17 protein-coding genes are annotated in these 15310 nt (G+C 71.5%); 3 read left to right on the top strand and 14 right to left on the bottom strand.

The genetic code is table 11. The features are described 5' to 3' along the window. Positions 1–927: an SGNH/GDSL hydrolase family protein gene (locus OG251_RS11605; protein WP_326677090.1), complete on the bottom strand. Its 927-nt coding sequence runs from the start codon at positions 925–927 to the stop codon at positions 1–3. A 371-nt stretch (positions 928–1298) separates the two neighbouring features. On the opposite strand from OG251_RS11605, the gene OG251_RS11600 reads away from it, so the two are divergent. Further along, positions 1299–1793, top strand: coding sequence for a DUF3145 domain-containing protein (locus tag OG251_RS11600; protein ID WP_073724656.1), 495 nt, complete (start codon positions 1299–1301; stop codon positions 1791–1793). A 95-nt stretch (positions 1794–1888) separates the two neighbouring features. On the opposite strand, the gene fabF is transcribed toward OG251_RS11600, so the two are convergent. The 5 genes from fabF to OG251_RS11575 form a co-directional block, all read right to left on the bottom strand. Further along, a complete protein-coding gene (gene fabF, locus OG251_RS11595) occupies positions 1889–3151 on the bottom strand; it encodes a beta-ketoacyl-ACP synthase II (RefSeq protein WP_326677089.1) in 1263 nt (420 codons plus the stop codon). Positions 3152–3230: 79 nt separating this feature from the next. Next, positions 3231–3479 carry an acyl carrier protein gene (locus OG251_RS11590; RefSeq protein ID WP_014045780.1) on the bottom strand — a complete coding sequence of 83 codons (249 nt, stop codon included), beginning with the start codon at positions 3477–3479 and terminating at the stop codon, positions 3231–3233. Between the two features lie 64 nt (positions 3480–3543). Then, positions 3544–4545 carry a ketoacyl-ACP synthase III gene (locus OG251_RS11585; protein ID WP_326677088.1) on the bottom strand — a complete coding sequence of 334 codons (1002 nt, stop codon included), beginning with the start codon at positions 4543–4545 and terminating at the stop codon, positions 3544–3546. Positions 4546–4558: 13 nt separating this feature from the next. Then, positions 4559–5473, bottom strand: a complete 915-nt coding sequence (locus OG251_RS11580; RefSeq protein WP_326677087.1) for an ACP S-malonyltransferase — start codon at positions 5471–5473, stop codon at positions 4559–4561. An 89-nt stretch (positions 5474–5562) separates the two neighbouring features. Then, positions 5563–6762 carry a PucR family transcriptional regulator gene (locus tag OG251_RS11575; protein WP_326677086.1) on the bottom strand — a complete coding sequence of 400 codons (1200 nt, stop codon included), beginning with the start codon at positions 6760–6762 and terminating at the stop codon, positions 5563–5565. 57 nt (positions 6763–6819) lie between these two features. On the opposite strand from OG251_RS11575, the gene OG251_RS11570 reads away from it, so the two are divergent. Further along, positions 6820–7476, top strand: coding sequence for a pirin family protein (locus OG251_RS11570; protein WP_326677085.1), 657 nt, complete (start codon positions 6820–6822; stop codon positions 7474–7476). A gap of 117 nt (positions 7477–7593) precedes the next feature. On the opposite strand, the gene OG251_RS11565 is transcribed toward OG251_RS11570, so the two are convergent. Beyond that, the gene (locus OG251_RS11565) at positions 7594–7860 is read right to left on the bottom strand and encodes a DUF397 domain-containing protein (RefSeq protein ID WP_326677084.1); all 267 of its coding nucleotides are present in this window, start codon (positions 7858–7860) and stop codon (positions 7594–7596) included. Further along, entirely contained in the window at positions 7820–8668 is an 849-nt protein-coding gene (locus OG251_RS11560) for a helix-turn-helix domain-containing protein (protein ID WP_326677083.1), read from the bottom strand. The genes OG251_RS11565 and OG251_RS11560 overlap by 41 nt, the downstream gene beginning before the upstream one ends. Positions 8669–8753: 85 nt before the next feature. Between OG251_RS11560 and OG251_RS11555 the strand changes: the two genes are divergently transcribed. Then, complete coding sequence (locus tag OG251_RS11555) at positions 8754–9233, top strand: ATP-binding protein (protein ID WP_326677082.1); 480 nt, start codon at positions 8754–8756, stop codon at positions 9231–9233. Here the strand turns inward: OG251_RS11555 and OG251_RS11550 are convergent. The 6 genes from OG251_RS11550 to OG251_RS11525 form a co-directional block, all read right to left on the bottom strand. Continuing rightward, positions 9199–10014, bottom strand: a complete 816-nt coding sequence (locus OG251_RS11550; protein WP_326677081.1) for a serine hydrolase domain-containing protein — start codon at positions 10012–10014, stop codon at positions 9199–9201. The two genes, OG251_RS11555 and OG251_RS11550, sit on opposite strands and share 35 nt — an antisense overlap. A 59-nt stretch (positions 10015–10073) precedes the next feature. After that, entirely contained in the window at positions 10074–11267 is a 1194-nt protein-coding gene (locus OG251_RS11545) for a glycerate kinase family protein (protein ID WP_326677080.1), read from the bottom strand. Next, entirely contained in the window at positions 11264–12685 is a 1422-nt protein-coding gene (locus tag OG251_RS11540; RefSeq protein ID WP_326677079.1) for an SLC13 family permease, read from the bottom strand. The genes OG251_RS11545 and OG251_RS11540 overlap by 4 nt, the downstream gene beginning before the upstream one ends. Before the next feature lie 168 nt (positions 12686–12853). Next, positions 12854–13513 (bottom strand): response regulator transcription factor, encoded by a 660-nt coding sequence (locus OG251_RS11535; RefSeq protein WP_326677078.1) that lies wholly within the window; start codon positions 13511–13513, stop codon positions 12854–12856. Next, the gene (locus OG251_RS11530; protein WP_442818417.1) at positions 13510–14934 is read right to left on the bottom strand and encodes a sensor histidine kinase; all 1425 of its coding nucleotides are present in this window, start codon (positions 14932–14934) and stop codon (positions 13510–13512) included. Before OG251_RS11530 ends, OG251_RS11535 begins: the two co-directional genes overlap by 4 nt. After that, positions 14924–15238 carry a small hydrophilic protein gene (locus tag OG251_RS11525; protein WP_326677076.1) on the bottom strand — a complete coding sequence of 105 codons (315 nt, stop codon included), beginning with the start codon at positions 15236–15238 and terminating at the stop codon, positions 14924–14926. The genes OG251_RS11530 and OG251_RS11525 overlap by 11 nt, the downstream gene beginning before the upstream one ends. Positions 15239–15310: the final 72 nt, after the last annotated feature.

Genomic DNA, 15310 nt, shown 5'->3' with positions numbered 1-15310 from the left:
CTACGCCGGGGGCCGCTCCGCCGTGACGTTGCGGTACGCGATCTCCGCCAGCCTGGCCTGTCCGTCGCGCCCCGGATGGAACCAGTCCCACCGGCTGAGCTGCGTTCCGGTGAACCGGTAGTCGAAGACCGCCCCGCCGTCGTACCGGCAGCGCCGGTCCTTCGCGCACACCTCGCGCAGCACCTCGTTGTACGCGACCACCCGGTCCTGCACCGCGTCCCGCCGGGCCACGGCCGCCGGGCCCATGTCGTCCGCGTCGCCCAGCATCGACTTGCAGATCCCGAGCTTCCAGATCTGCTTGCCCAGCTCGTTCTCGCGCCCCGTGGACCAGAGCCGCTTCAGATCCGGCACGCTCGACACATAGACCTGCGCCTTCGGGGCCGTCCCGCGCAGCTGACGCATCGACGCCTCGAACGAGGCCCGGAAGTCCGCCACCGGCGTCATGATCGCGACCGAGTCCCGGCAGGCGTCATTGGCGCCGATCATCACCGTCACCAGCTCCGGCTTCTCCTTCGCCGCCAGCGCCATCTGTTCCGGCAACTGGGCTATCCGGGCCCCCGACACGGCGTGGTTCCAGCTGCGCGCGGCCACGGCCGTCGTGCCGAGCAGCCGCACCGCGAGGCTGCGCACCTCGCCGTCCGTACCGGTCGCCCAGGACACCTCGGGGCAGTCGGTCAGCACCGAACAGGCGTCGAACCCCCGGGTGATGGAATCCCCCACGGCCGCGACCGAGGACGGACTGCGGTCCCAGTCGGGGGTGGGGGAGGGGGACGGCGAGGCGCCGTGCGACGAACCCGACGCGCTGCGGGAGGTCTCATTCGGCCCATTGGTGCAACCCGCCAGCGCGACGGCGGCGCCGAGAAACGAAACCGCTGTCAGCACGGCGACAGCGGTACGCGAACGAGGGCGTCCCGCACGCTCCGACATCCCTGATCCTTCCGGTCATTCACTGGTTTATGCCTCTGGTAATGCCCCCGGCAAGCCCCGCCGCCCCAGGTCACGGGCGTGCGCGCCCCGCAGGGTGAAAGCTGGACGAATCATGGACCCGGGACCGACGGTACGTCACACGCCCGACCCCGGGGCACGGTAGTTTCTCCTCGTCCAACCAGTTGCGCCTCGCCCACCCGCGTATGCGTGGGGGGCTCCGGCGCATTACTTCACGTCACATACTGTCCCTTTTCAGGAGATTAACTCCCGATGCTGTTTACTGATGACAACCTCGGGAACTGGCCGAAAAGAGACGGTACGGGCGCGAGGCCGCTGGGGAAGGCGTACCTCGTCCCACACTGGAGGTCCCGGTGACGACACGTGGAGTCCTGTACGTTCACTCCGCACCGCGCGCGCTGTGCCCACATGTCGAATGGGCGGTAGCGGGTGTCCTCGGTGTGCGGGTTCAGCTGGACTGGATCAGACAGCCGGCCGCTCCCGGCACCTGGCGGTCCGAGTTTTCCTGGAAGGGCAGGCCCGGCACCGCCTCACAGCTCGCCTCGGCGCTCCGGGGCTGGGACCTGCTGCGCTTCGAGGTCACCGCCGAGCCCTGCCCCACCGCCGAGGGCGAGCGCTACAGCTCCACCCCCGAGCTGGGGATCTTCCACGCCGTCACCGGAATGCACGGCGACATCCTGATCCCCGAGGACCGGCTGCGGGCCGCGCTGGCCCGCTCCGTGCGCGGCGAGAGCGACCTGGAGGCGGAGATCGCCAAGCTGCTCGGCAAGCCGTGGGACGACGAACTGGAGTCCTTCCGGCACGCGGGCGAGGGAGCGCCGGTCCGCTGGCTGCACCAGGTGGTGTGAGAAGGCCCCTATGGGGTGAAAACGGCTCCTGGTACGGCTGTGGCCCGCCTCCCCCGAACCGGGGGAGGCGGGCCACAGCCGTACCAGGACCTGCGTCAGACCGAGCGGAACGCCAGCACCACGTTGTGGCCGCCGAAACCGAACGAGTTGTTGATCGCGGCGATCGGCCCCTCGGGCAGCGGGCGCGGCTTGTCACGGACGACGTCCGCCTCCACCGCGTCGTCGAGGTGATCGATGTTGATGGTCGGCGGCGCCATCCGGTTGTACAGCGCCAGGACCGTCGCGACGGTCTCGATGCCGCCCGCGCCACCGAGCAGGTGACCGGTCATCGACTTGGTCGCGGAGATCGCGACGTGGTCGAGATCGTCGCCCAGGACCTTGCGCAGGGCCTTGATCTCGGCGATGTCACCCTGCGGGGTCGACGTGGCGTGCGCGTTGAGGTGAACCACCTCGGACGGCTTGAGATCCGTCGAGTCGAGCAGGTTCTGCATCGCGGCGGCGATGCCGCGCCCGGTGGGCTCGGGCTGCGCGATGTGGTGGGCGTCAGCGGAGAGCCCCTGGCCCAGCACCTCGCAGTAGACCCTGGCGCCACGTGCGGCGGCGTGCTCGGCGGACTCCAGGACGACGACACCGGCGCCCTCGCCGAGGACGAAACCGTCCCGGCCCGTGTCATAGGGACGAGACGCCTTCTCGGGCTCGTCGTTGCTCTTGGACATCGCCATCATGTTGGCGAACGCGGCGATCGGCAGCGGGTGGATCGCCGCCTCCGTGCCACCGGCGACGACCACGTCGGCGCGGCCGGTGCGGATCATCTCGACGGCGTACCCGATGGCCTCGGCGCCGGAGGCGCAGGCGGAGACCGGGGTGTGGACACCGGCCTGGGCGTTGACCTCCAGGCCGACGTTGGCGGCCGGACCGTTGGGCATGAGCATCGGAACGGTGTGCGGGGAGACGCGGCGTACGCCCTTCTCCTTCAGCACGTCGTACTGGTCGAGCAGGGTGATCACGCCGCCGATGCCGGAGGCGATGACCGTGCCCAGACGCTCGGGGCGGATCTTCTCGTCCTCACCGGCCTTGCCGGTGAAGCCCGCGTCCGTCCACGCCTCACGGGCCGCGATCAGCGCGAACTGCGCCGAGCGGTCCAGCTTGCGGGCGAGCGGGCGCGGCAGAACCTCGCCCGGGTCGACGGCCGCGAGGGCGGCGATCCGGACGGGCAGTTCGGCGAAGCGCTCACCTTCGAGGGGCTTGACGCCGGAGCGACCGGCCATCAGCCCTTCCCAGGTCGATGCGGAGTCGCCACCCAGCGGAGTGGTTGCGCCGATACCGGTGACGACCACGGTGCGATTGGTCGGGATCACTGGAAAATCTTCTCCACGTGTAGAGGGTCGTGAATCAGCGGCGCCACCGCCGGGTGGCGACACACGAGCCGGGGCTGGATCAGCCCTGGTGCTTCAGGATGTAGTCGGCGGCGTCGCCGACCGTCTTGAGGTTCTTGACGTCCTCGTCGGGGATCTTGACGTCGAAGCGCTCTTCGGCGGCGACGACGACCTCGACCATGGACAGCGAGTCGACGTCCAGGTCGTCGGTGAAGGACTTGTCCAGCTGGACGTCCTCGACCGGGATTCCGGCGATCTCGTTGACGATCTCGGCGAGACCGGTGACGATCTCTTCCTGGGTGGCGGCCATGTTGGCGCTCCTTCGATGGTTTTCTTCAGGGTTCGGGTGTGCCGGACCAAAAGGTCCGGTGTGCCTAGGGGAGGGTAACGACCGTCGCGGCGTAGACGAGACCCGCCCCGAAGCCGATGACGAGCGCGGTGTCGCCGCTCTTCGCCTGACCGGTCGCCAGGAGCCGCTCCATTGCGAGCGGAATCGAGGCGGCGGACGTGTTGCCGGTGGTTTCCACGTCGCGGGCGACCGTGACGTGCTCCGGCAGCTTCAGGGTCTTCACCATCGAGTCGATGATCCGCATGTTGGCCTGGTGCGGAATGAAGACGTCCAGGTCTTCCGGGGCGATCCCGGCCGCGTCCAGCGCCTGCTGGGCGACCTTCGCCATCTCGAAGACGGCCCAGCGGAAGACCGCCTGGCCCTCCTGCGTGATGGCCGGGAACTTCTCCGGACGGTCGGTGTGGAACACGTCCCAGGCCACGGTCTGCTTGATGGTCTCGGACTTGTCGCCCTCGGAACCCCAGACGGTGGGGCCGATGGCCGGCTCCTTCGAGGGACCGACGACGACCGCGCCCGCGCCGTCGCCGAACAGGAAGGCCGTCGCACGGTCCTCCAGGTCGGTGAGGTCGCTGAGCCGCTCCACGCCGATCACCAGGACGTACTCCGCCGAGCCCTCGACGATCATGCCCTTGGCGAGGGTCAGGCCGTAGCCGAAGCCCGCGCAGCCGGCGGAGATGTCGAAGGCGGCGGGCCTGCCCGCGCCGATCTTGTGGGCGATCTCGGTCGCGATGGCCGGGGTCTGCTTGAAGTGCGAGACGGTGGAGACGATGACCGCGCCGATCTGCTCGGGCGTGATCCCGGCATCGGCGATCGCCTTGCCCGACGCCTCGACGGACATCGCGGACACGGTCTCCTCGTCGGAGGCCCAGTGGCGGGTGGCGATGCCGGAACGCGAGCGGATCCACTCGTCGGAGGAGTCGATCGTTTCGAGGATCACCTCGTTCGGCACGACACGGGTGGGGCGGTAGCCGCCGACACCCATGATGCGCGCGTACGCGGCGCCCTGGCTGGGCCTGATCTTCGACATGCTCTCGGGCTCCTTAGGCACCCGCGTGCTCGGAGATGAGCGCGCGGGCCGCGTCGAGGTCGTCGGGTGTCTTGAGCGCGAGGGTCTTCACTCCGGGCAGCGCCCGCTTGGCCAGCCCGGTGAGGGTGCCGCCGGGGCAGGCTTCGACGAGTGCGGTCACCCCGAGTGCCTGGAAGGTCTCCATGCACAGGTCCCAGCGGACCGGATTGGCGACCTGTCCGACGAGCCGGGAGATGATCTCGGCGCCGGTGGCGACCGTGGCGCCGTCGGCGTTGGAGACGTACGTCACGGTCGGCTCGGAGACCTTGAGGTCCGCGGCGGCCACGCGCAGCTTCTCCACGGCCGGGGCCATGTGGTGCGTGTGGAACGCGCCGGCCACCTTGAGCGGCACCACGCGGCGTACGCCCTCGGGCATGTCGGCGACCAGTGCGGCGATCTGCGCGGCCGTGCCCGCCGCGACGATCTGGCCGCCACCGTTGATGTTGGCCGGGGTCAGGCCCAGCTTCTCCAGATGGGCGACCGAGACGTCGGGGTCGCCGCCGAGCAGCGCCGCCATGCCGGTCTCGGTGACCGCGGCGGCCTCGGCCATGCCGAGCCCCCGGGTGCGTACGAGACGGAGCGCGGCATCGTCGTCGATGACACCGGCGAGTGCGGCGGCGGTGATCTCACCGACGCTGTGGCCCGCGACGACACCGGGGGAGGCGTCGAGGGCGGCGGCCGACAGCAGACCCGCGGCGACGAGCAGTGGCTGGGCCACCGCCGTGTCGCGGATCTCGTCCGCGTCGGCCTTCGTGCCGTAGTGGGCAAGGTCGAGCCCGATGGCGTCGGACCAGGCCGCGATGCGGTCGGTGGCACCGGGGAGGTCGAGCCAGGGAGTCAGGAAGCCGGGCGTCTGAGCGCCTTGGCCGGGAGCGACGAGTACGAGCACCCTCACACTCTCTCTTGTGGACGGCCCGGTACGCCCGTGGGGACAGGGACGAAGAACCGTCGGGGGAATTGTTGAAGTCCGACAAAAGTCTAGGACTGAGGATCCGCCGCGGCCAAGCGCCCCAGGATGAGGGCGATTCGCAGGGTGAACGCCGAGCGCACATCGGACGGTGACCAGCCGGTGACGTCGGTCACACGTCGTAGCCGGTAGCGCACGGTGTTGGGGTGGACGAAGAGCATCCTGGCGGCACCTTCGAGGCTGCTCGCCTGCTCCAGATAGACACTCAGAGTCTCCAGGAGTGCCGAACCCGCCTCCTCCAGCGGTCTGTAGATCTCCTCCACCAACTGGTCCCGCGCGGCGGGGTCGCCCGCCATCGCGCGCTCCGGAAGGAGATCGTCCGCCAGTACCGGGCGCGGCGCGTCCTGCCACGCCGAGCAGGCCTTCAGCCCGGCCGCCGCGGCCTGCGCGGACCGGGTGGCGGCGAGCAGGTCGGGCACCACGGGGCCGGCGACCACGGGCCCCGCCGCATACGGCCCGATCAGGCCCTTCGCGACCTGGAGCGGATTGTCGCTGCCACCGGCGATGACGACGAGACGGGTGCCCAGTACGCCGGTCAGGACCTGGAGCTTGGCATGCCGGGCGGCCCGCCGGATCGCCTCCACGGTCAGCTCGCTGTCCCCGTCGGGCGCGGTGCCCAGGATCACGCAGACATGCTCGGGGGAGTTCCAGCCGAGCGCGGCGGCCCGGGACACGGCACCCTCGTCCGCCTCCCCGGAGAGCACCGCGTTCACCACGAGGGATTCCAGCCGGGCGTCCCACGCGCCCCGGGCCTCGGCGGCCTGGGCGTACACCTGGGCGGTCGCGAAGGCGATCTCCCGGGCGTAGACGAGCAGCGCCTCGCGCAGCACCGACTCGTCGCCGGGCGCGGCGACCTCCTCGATCGCGGTCTCCATGACCTCGATCGTCGTCCGCACCATCTCCACGGTCTGCCGCAGGGTGATCGCCCGGGTCAGCTCGCGCGGAGCCGTACCGAACACATCGGTGGAGATGGCCTGCGGGGTCTCCGGATGCCGGAACCACTCGGTGAAGGCGGCGATGCCGGCCTGGGCGACCAGGCCGATCCAGGACCGGTTCTCCGGGGGCATCGCCCGGTACCACGGCAGCGTCTCGTCCATGCGGGCGATGGCGTTCGCGGCCAGCCGGCCGGAGGACTGCTCCAGGCGCTTCAGGGTCGCGGCATGCAGGTGGGCGTCGTTCGCAGCGGGCTGCTCAGGATCGGGTCGGGGCACGTACCCAAGACTGCCTTATCGGGGCAGGTGGTCGGGGGGCCGGGCTACCGTGGTCCGGTGATTTCCGTACACAGGTCGGACAGCCGCTACGCGGGCGGGGACGCGGCGGCCGGGATCGAGTCCCTGCACGCCTTCTCGTTCGGACGTTTCTACGACCCCGACAACCTCCGCTTCGGCGCGTTCCTGGCCTGCAACGAGGAGCGGCTCGCCCCCGGCGCGGGCTTCGACGAGCATCCGCACAGCCACACCGAGATCGTCACCTGGGTGATCGAGGGCGAACTGACCCACCGCGATTCGACGGGCCGCTCCACGGTCGTCCGCGCCGGGGACCTCCAGCACCTGAGCGCCGCCGCGGGCGTGCGCCACGTCGAACGCAACGACGCGGACGCCCCGCTGACCTTCCTTCAGGTGTGGCTGGCCCCGCTGGAGCCGGGCGGCGAACCCGCGTACACCGTCGTCCCCGGCCTCGCCGACTCCACCCCGTACGAGGTGTCCGGTGCCGGGGCGACGCTCCGGGTGCACAGACTCGGTGACGGCGAACGGGCCGCGGTGCCGGACGCGGTACGTCTGTACGTGCACGTGGTACGGGGCCGGGTCGCCCTGGGCGGGCAGGAGTTGGGGCCCGGTGACGCGGCGCGGATCACGGAGGCCGAAGGGCTGGAAGCGGTCGCGACGGGCGCGGCGGAGCTGCTGATCTGGGAGCTCGCGGGCTGAGAGCGGGCGGGTGACTCCTGACCGGGGCCCCGCACCTCCGAGACCAGGACCCGGCGCCCGTGTGCCTCGCATCGGGGGCGGTAGGCGTGGGGCGGCCGGGTCAACCGGGCCGGCCGATCAGCGCAGCCCGTCCACGAACGCCCGCCAGGCGTCGGCCCCGAGGACGATGACGGGCCCGTCCGGGTTCTTGCTGTCGCGGACGGGGACGGAGCCGCAGGAGGCGTCCGCCATCTCGACGCACTCTCCGCCGGTGCTTCCGCTGTAGGACGACTTCTGCCAGGCCGCGCCGCCGGTGACGGTGCACTCGACGCACTCTCCGCCGGTGTTCCCGCTGTAGCTGGACTTACGCCACTGCGCGCACTTCAGATCGGGGCCGGTCTCCATAACGCTCCTCCATCACGCGGGCGATCAGCGCCACCGAATCCTCCACGGAGAGTGCGGTGGCCTGGAGATGAGCGTATCGGAGCGAGGCCTCCCTGACCGTGTCGGGACTGGCGGTCATATGGCCGGAGATGAGGTCCTCGGTATAGATGATGTCCGGGTCGTCATCGAAGCGCATGGTGGTGAACGCCCCATCCAGGCTTGCATGTTCACCAGCCGCGAAGGGCAGCACCTGAATCCGCATCCAGCGGTGCGCGGAGAACTCCAACAGCTTGCCGAGTTGTGCGCGCATGACCTCGTGGCCGCCGATCGGGCGGTGCAGTACGGCCTCGTCGAGGATCGCCCACGCCATCGGCGGCTTCTCCCGATCCAGGATGCGCTGGCGCTCCATACGGCCCGCCAGCAGACCTTCCAGATCGTCCGGCATGCCGGTGGCGAGCACCGCCCGCGCGTACTCCTCCGTCTGCAACAGTCCGTACACCACCTGAGCCTGGTACGTCGAGATGTACGCGGCCTTCGCCTCCATGTCCGCGTACGGCTGGAACCAGGTCGGCAGCTGGCTGCGCAGGACCAGGCCGATCAGCCGCGAGAACACCCCGTCCGTACCGAGCGCGGCGTCCAGGCGCTCGGAGAAGTCACGGGTGGGGACCTTCTTCGTCGTCTCGATCTGGCCGATCAGCGAGCCCGTGCAGAAGATGAGCGCGCCCAACTGGCCCTGTCTCAGGCCGGCCGCCTCGCGTTGGCGGCGCAATTCCCAGCCGTAGTAGTCCAGGGGGGAGGCGCTGGGATCGAGGGACTGGATGTTGGCCACTGCGGGGGACCTCCGGCGTTCAACGCCTGGCGGCGTTCGTTTCCGTACGTAGCCGAGCGTAGCCAGTCGGTCGCACGATGGTGACATGAATCACGTAACTGCTCCCCGGCCCGACCCCGGAGAGCCCGCGTACCGCGCCGAATTCGCGATGGGTGAGCACTCGGCCCGGCATCTGCGCCGCATCCTGCGCACGTACCTCACCGGCTGGGCGCTGCTCGATGTCGCCGACGCGGCGGAACTCGCGCTCACCGAGCTGATCGCCAATGTCGTCCGGCACGTACCGGGGCGTCGTTGTCAGACCTTCGTCTTCCGGCTGCCGGACGGTGACGGTGTGCGCGTGGAGGTGGCGGACGCCGACCCGCAGGAACCCGCCGTCGCTGTGGGTGAAGTGCTCGACGAGGGCGGCCGCGGGCTGCTCCTGGTCGACGCCGTCACCGACAAGTGGGGTGTGGAGACACGGCGGGACGGCCGCGGCAAGACGGTGTGGTTCGAGTGCGTGTCCGCCGCGCCGGGGGCCGCCCGCCCCCCGGTTACGCCGCGAGCTCCCTCAGCACCGCGTCCGTGAACGGCGTCCACGCCTCGGCCGCCCACGGTCCGAAGGGCCGGTCGGTCAGCGCGACGCAGGCCGCGCCCGCCACCGGGTCGATCCACAGGAACGTACCGGACTGGCCGAAGTGTCCGAAGGTGGCCGGGGACGAGGAAGCGCCCGTCCAGTGCGGGGACTTGGCGTCCCGGATCTCGAAACCGAGACCCCAGTCGTTCGGGTTCTGGTGGCCGTAGCCGGGCAGTACGCCCTTGAGTCCCGGGTGCACCACGGTCTGGGCTTCGAGGACCGTACGGGGGTCGAGGAGGCGGGGGGCCTGGACCTCGGCGGCGAACCGGACCAGGTCGTCCACGGTCGAGACACCGTCGCGGGCGGGCGAGCCGTCCAGCGTGGTCGACGTCATGCCCAGCGGCTCCAGGACCGCCTGGCGCAGATACTCCGGAAACGGGATGCCGGACGCCTTGGCGATGTGGTCCCCGAGCACCTCGAAGCCCGCGTTGGAGTACAGCCGACGGGTGCCGGGAGGCGCCGTCACCCGGTGCTCGTCGAAGGCGAGGCCGCTGGTGTGCGCGAGGAGGTGGCGCACCGTGGACCCTTCGGGACCGGCCGGTTCGTCCAGCTCGACCGCCCCCTCCTCGTACGCCACGAGCGCCGCGTAGGCCGCGAGCGGCTTGGTGACCGAGGCGAGGGGGAAACGGTGCGCGGTGGGGCCGTGCGTCCCGAGGACGGTGCCGTCCGCCCGTACGACGGCCGCCGCCGCCGTGGGGACCGGCCAGGTGTCGATGCTCCGCAGGCTCTCCATGGCCCCGAGCCTAACCGCCGTGGCTCCTGGCCCGACCGCTGCCCGGTACCGGCCGTCCGTCAGGCCGCCAGGGGAGCGAGCCGGGCGGCCAGCGCGAGCCGGGTGCCCAGCGCCATGATCCGCAGTGAGCGCTCCGCGGCGTCGGCGAGGAATTCGCTGCTCCCGTGGATCGCTTCGGGCAACGTCATGGGGGCGGGCAGGATCGCGTTGTACGCGTCCACCCCGACCGCCCGCACCTCGTGCGCGCCCGGTCCGATCGTGCCGGCCAGCACCAGCACCGGCACTCCCGCGGCGTGCGCCCGGCGGGCGACCTCCGCCGGGATCTTTCCCCGTACGGTCTGGTGGTCGAGCGAGCCCTCAGCGGTGATCACGAGATCGGCCCGTGCCAGCCGGGCGTCGAGGTCGAGCCGGTCGAGGAGGACGTCGAAGCGGGGGAGCAGGCGTGCCCCCAGGGCGGCCAGCCCGGCCCCCAGACCTCCCGAGGCGCCGGTGCCGGGGTCCGTACCCAGGTCCCCGACGGGGGCGAGGTCCCGGGTGAGGACCGCCGCCCAGCGCTCCAGGGCGGCGGACAGCACATCCACCTCCGCGGGGCTCGCGCCCTTCTGCGGCCCGAACACGCGGGCCACCCCCTGGGGGCCGCACAGCACATTGAACGGGTTGCAGGCCACGAGGAGTTCGGTGGTGGCGAGCCGGGGGTCGAGCCCGGACGGGTCGACGCGGTGGAGAGAACGGAGTGCCGCACCGCCGCGCGGGAGTTCGCGGCCGCGGCGGTCGGTCAGCCGGGCGCCGAGCGCCTGGAGGGCCCCGGCGCCCCCGTCCGACGTACCGGAGTCGCCGCAGCCGACGAGTATCCGCCGGGCGCCCCGGTCCAGTGCGGCCAGGATCAGTTCGCCCACGCCACGGGTCGTGGTGGTGCCCGGGTCGCGCCGGTCGGGCGGTACCAGGGCGAGACCGGCCACGGCCGCCATCTCCACGACGGCGGTCAGGGGGCCCGGCGCGTCCCGCCCCAGCAGGGCGAAGTGCGAGTCGACCGGCTCACCGACCGGGCCGGTCGCGGCGTACGGGATCAGCCGGCCGCCCGTGGCGAGGGCCAGCGCCTCGGCGGTGCCCTCGCCGCCGTCCACGAGCGGGACGAGATCGAGGTCGGCGCCGGGGAACACCCGTCGCACGCCCACGGCGATGGACTCGGCCACCCGTGCGGCGGAGAGGGACTCCTTGAACCCGCTGGGGGCGATGGTGATGCGGTGGCTCATGGCTGGGTCTCCAAGTGGACGGGCACGCCGAGCAGGGGCCAGACGGCGAGGGCGAAGAACAGCACGAGGGCTGCGGTGAGCGGCGCGAGCACGGCGGAGAGCCGCAGGAGATCGCGCGGGGTGTACGTCGGTGTGCCGGACAGGCCGGCGAAGAGCGCGACCGGCTTCGCCGAGGCGGGCAGGGTGTGGCAGAAACCGGCGGCGGCGGTCGAGGCGAGCGCGGCGGCGACCGGGTTGACCCCGGCGCCGATGGCCGCGGCGACGACCAGCGGCACCAGCACGGAGGAGCGGGCGGAGCGGGACTGGAGCACCAGATGGGCCGCCGTACTGATCACGACCACGCCGGTGAGGAACACCCAGGGCGGCGTCGAGGCCGCCCCCGGTATCCAGCCGACCAGCCAGGCCGCCGCCCCCGAGTCGGAGAGGGCCACCCCCATGGCCATGGTGGTGGCCATGAACAGGAGCATCGGCCACGGCACCGCGCTCAGACCGTCCTTCAACCGGACGGTTCCCAGCGCCGGTGAGGTGGCCACGATGGCGCCGATGAGGGCGACCACGGCCGGCGACACCCCGTGCAACGGCTCGCTGCACCACAGCAGCACCACCGTCGCCAGCAGCAGGAGGCACCGGGACTCCGGCGCGGTGAGCGGCCCCTGGACAGCGGTGGCGGAGTGTTCCTGGAGGTGTGCCGCGGTGATCCTGACCGGACCCGTGCGGTCGGCCCGCCGCGTCGTCATCAGGAGCACCAGCTCCGCCGCGAGATGGGAGGAGACCACGGCGAGCGGCAGCCCGAGCAGCAGCCAGGTGACGAAACCCAGCTGCTCCCCGGTCTGTTCCCGGAGCACCCCGACGGTGATCAGGTGCGCACCCGCGCCGATCAGGGTGGCGACGGCGGAGAGCAGGATGACCGTCGGGAAGAGGAGGGCCAGCATCACCACCAGACGGACGCGGTCGGCGAGCGCCGCGGCCAGTGCCAGGAAGACCGGAAGGGCCAGGGCGGCGCGCCCCGAGGTCGCCGGGACGGCGAAGGCGGTCACGACGAGTCCGGCCGTGGTCAGATGCACCAGCTGCCGTACGGTGCCGGCCCCGCCGACCAGGAAGACGGCGGCCCGCCCGGCGAGCCCGGTCCTGGCGACGGCGGCGGCCAGCACGAAGGCGCAGATCAACAGCCACACCGTCTCGTGGCCGAGTGTGGCGAACAGCGTCTCGCTGCTGATCACCCCGGTCACGGTCAGGGCCAGTCCGGCGCCGAGCGCGATGTAGGTGTCGTCCACCGGCGTGGCGATCCAGGCGCAGGTGGCGAGCGCGAAGACGGCGAGGGTGAGCTTCCCGTCGGTGCCGAGGCCGGGGAGGGCGAGGAGTGCGCAGAGCCCGAGGACGGCGCAGAGGCAGGCGGTCTGCCGGAGTGAAAGAGGCACGTCACCCATCCTTGGGACGGGCGGTGAGCGCTCCATGAGCGCTCGGTGAAAGCCTCTTCATCCGGCTCGGAGTCCGGGACCGGGTTTCGGGTCCAGGGCCGGGCTTCGGGTCCGGGACCGGGTTTCGGGTCCAGGGCCGGTTTCGGGTACGGGCCGGGCCCCGGGACCTCACGGCATGCGGTAGCCCATGCCCCGGATCGTCTCCAGCCGCTCCGCACCCAGCTTCCGGCGCAGGGCGCGGACGTAGACGTCCACGATGTTGGAGCCGGGGTCGAAGTCGTAGCCCCACACATGGGAGAGGATCTGCTCGCGCGAGAGGACCCGGCCGGGGTGGCGCAGGAAGAATTCGAGCAGGACGAACTCACGGGCCGTCAGATCGACGGTGCGGTCGTCCGCGCGGGCGCGGCGTGTGCGCAGGTCCAGACTGAGGCTGCCGCTGCGCAGCATGGTGACCTCGGGGGCGCGCGCAGCGGTGCGCTGCCGGAGCCGTACCCGTGCCAGCAGCTCCTCGAAGCGGAACGGCTTCGTCATCCAGTCGTCGGCGCCGCCTTCGAGCCCGGCCACCGTGTCCCGTACGGAGTCCCGCGCCGTGAGCACGATGACGGGCAGCGTGACGCGCGCCTCGCGCAGCTCCCGCAGGACGGTGAAGCCGTCCCGCCCCGGCAGGCCGATGTCGAGGAGCATCAGGTCGAAGCCGCCGACCATCGCCTGGTGCAGCGCGGAGTCGCCGTCCTCGGCGACGACGGTGGTGAAGCCGTTGGCGCGGAGTCCCTTCTGCACGAAGGAAGCGATGCGCTCCTCGTCCTCGGCGATCAGAATGCGGTTCATGGGTCCGTCTCCAGCATGAGTACGAAGGTGGCGCCGCCACCGTCGGTGGGGCGTAGTTCGACCCGGCCGTGATGGCCCTCCGCGATGGCCTTCACTATCGCGAGTCCGAGTCCGGCACCGCTGGTACGGGCACCGCGCCGGGCGGTGCCCCGCCGGAACCTCTCGAAGATCACCGCGGCGTCCTGCGGCGGAATCCCGGGTCCGCTGTCGGCGACGTACAGCTCGATCCGCTCGCCGAGCGCCCGCGACCCGATCCGGATGCGCCGGCCCGGCACGGTGTGCTGGACGGCGTTCTGCGCGAGCTGGACCATCGCCTGGGTGATCCGCTGCTCGTCCAGCCGCACCTCCCGGTCCGCGACGCCGTCGAGCTGCCAGTCACGCTCGCCCAGCGTCCGCACCTTCACGAAGACATCGGCGGTCAGCTCCGCGAGCTGGACCGGTTCCGGGCGCACGAAGTCGGGTCTCTCGGCCCCGGCGAGCAGGAGCAGATCCTCGACGATGCGGCTCATCCGGTCGAGTTCGTCCGTGACCAGGCGGACGGTCTCCTCCCGGTCGGCCGGGTCGTCGCCCATCAGCTCCAGATGGCCCCGCACGATGGTGATGGGGGTGCGCAGCTCGTGTCCGGCGTCGTCGACGAAGACCCGTTGCGCGGCGAACGCCCGCTCCAGCCGGTCCAGCATCGCGTTGAACGTCTCGGCGAGTGCCGCGATGTCGTCCCGGCCCTCCACGGGTATGCGCCGGGTGAGGTCCTGCTCCGTCAGCTCCGCCGCCGTCATCCGTACGACACGGACGGGCGCGAGGATACGGCCGGCGACGGCCCAGCCGATCCCGGTCGTCATCAGCAGCGCCACGCCCGACAGGCCCAGCAGGGTCCAGAAGGTCTGATCGGCGACGGCGCGTTCGCGGTCGGCGTGGAAGGCCACGACGAAGGCGCCGGGCGGTCCGTCACGGACGGGCCGGAGGGCGACCTTGGCCCAGCGCAGCTCCCCCTGGGAACGGTGCAGGGTGCCGAAGGCGCGTTCGGAGGCGAAGATCCCGGTGAGTGCCGCACCGTCCTTCCACAGGGCGATGTCCGCGGGGATGTCACGGCGCTGGCGGATGACGTCGGGTTCGCCGGTGCCGGGCCGGGTCAGTCCCAGCAGTTCCTCGTCGGGGTCCGCGTACTGCCGTTGCAGATAGACACGGAGCAGCCGGTCCGGGTCCCCGAAGCGGCTGCCGGTCTCCGGGTCCACGCCCTGGGCGACGAAGTTCGCGAACTCACCGGTCTCCTGGGTGAGCAGCTGGCTGATGCGCTCGTCCACGTCACGCTGGAGGATCGCCCGTACCGTGACGGCCACGCCACCCAGCGCGACCGCCATCACCACCAGCAGCCACAGCAGGATGCGTACGCGGGCGGAGACCCTGGGAACGTCAACCGTCATCACCGAGGTCGTCGTCGTCATCGTCACCGTCGGCGGCCGAGGGGCCGGGCACGACGGCATCCCCCGGCTTCCCGCCCGGGGAGCGGCTGGCCGACGGGTCGGGGGCGGGGGTGCTGGGCAGGGTGTCCGGGGTGCTGCCCGGCGAGCCCCCGGGCGCGCCGCTCGGTGTGGTGTCGTCCAGCTGCACGACCGGGGGCACCTTCGGTGCCTCGGGGGTGTCCGTCATGGCGTAGCTGGTGGCCGCGATGCCGAGCGGTACGGCGACAACGGCTGCCAGGGCCGCCAGACGAGGGGAGAAAGCCATGCGTCCATCCTGCCTACCGGGCACATCGCGGACATGAAGTCAGGATGAAGATTCCTTCATGTCCGGCGCCGG

The organism is Streptomyces sp. NBC_01237 (assembly GCF_035917275.1).
In the GTDB taxonomy this organism is placed as follows: domain Bacteria; phylum Actinomycetota; class Actinomycetes; order Streptomycetales; family Streptomycetaceae; genus Streptomyces.
This window is presented reverse-complemented; position numbering and strand designations above follow the sequence as displayed.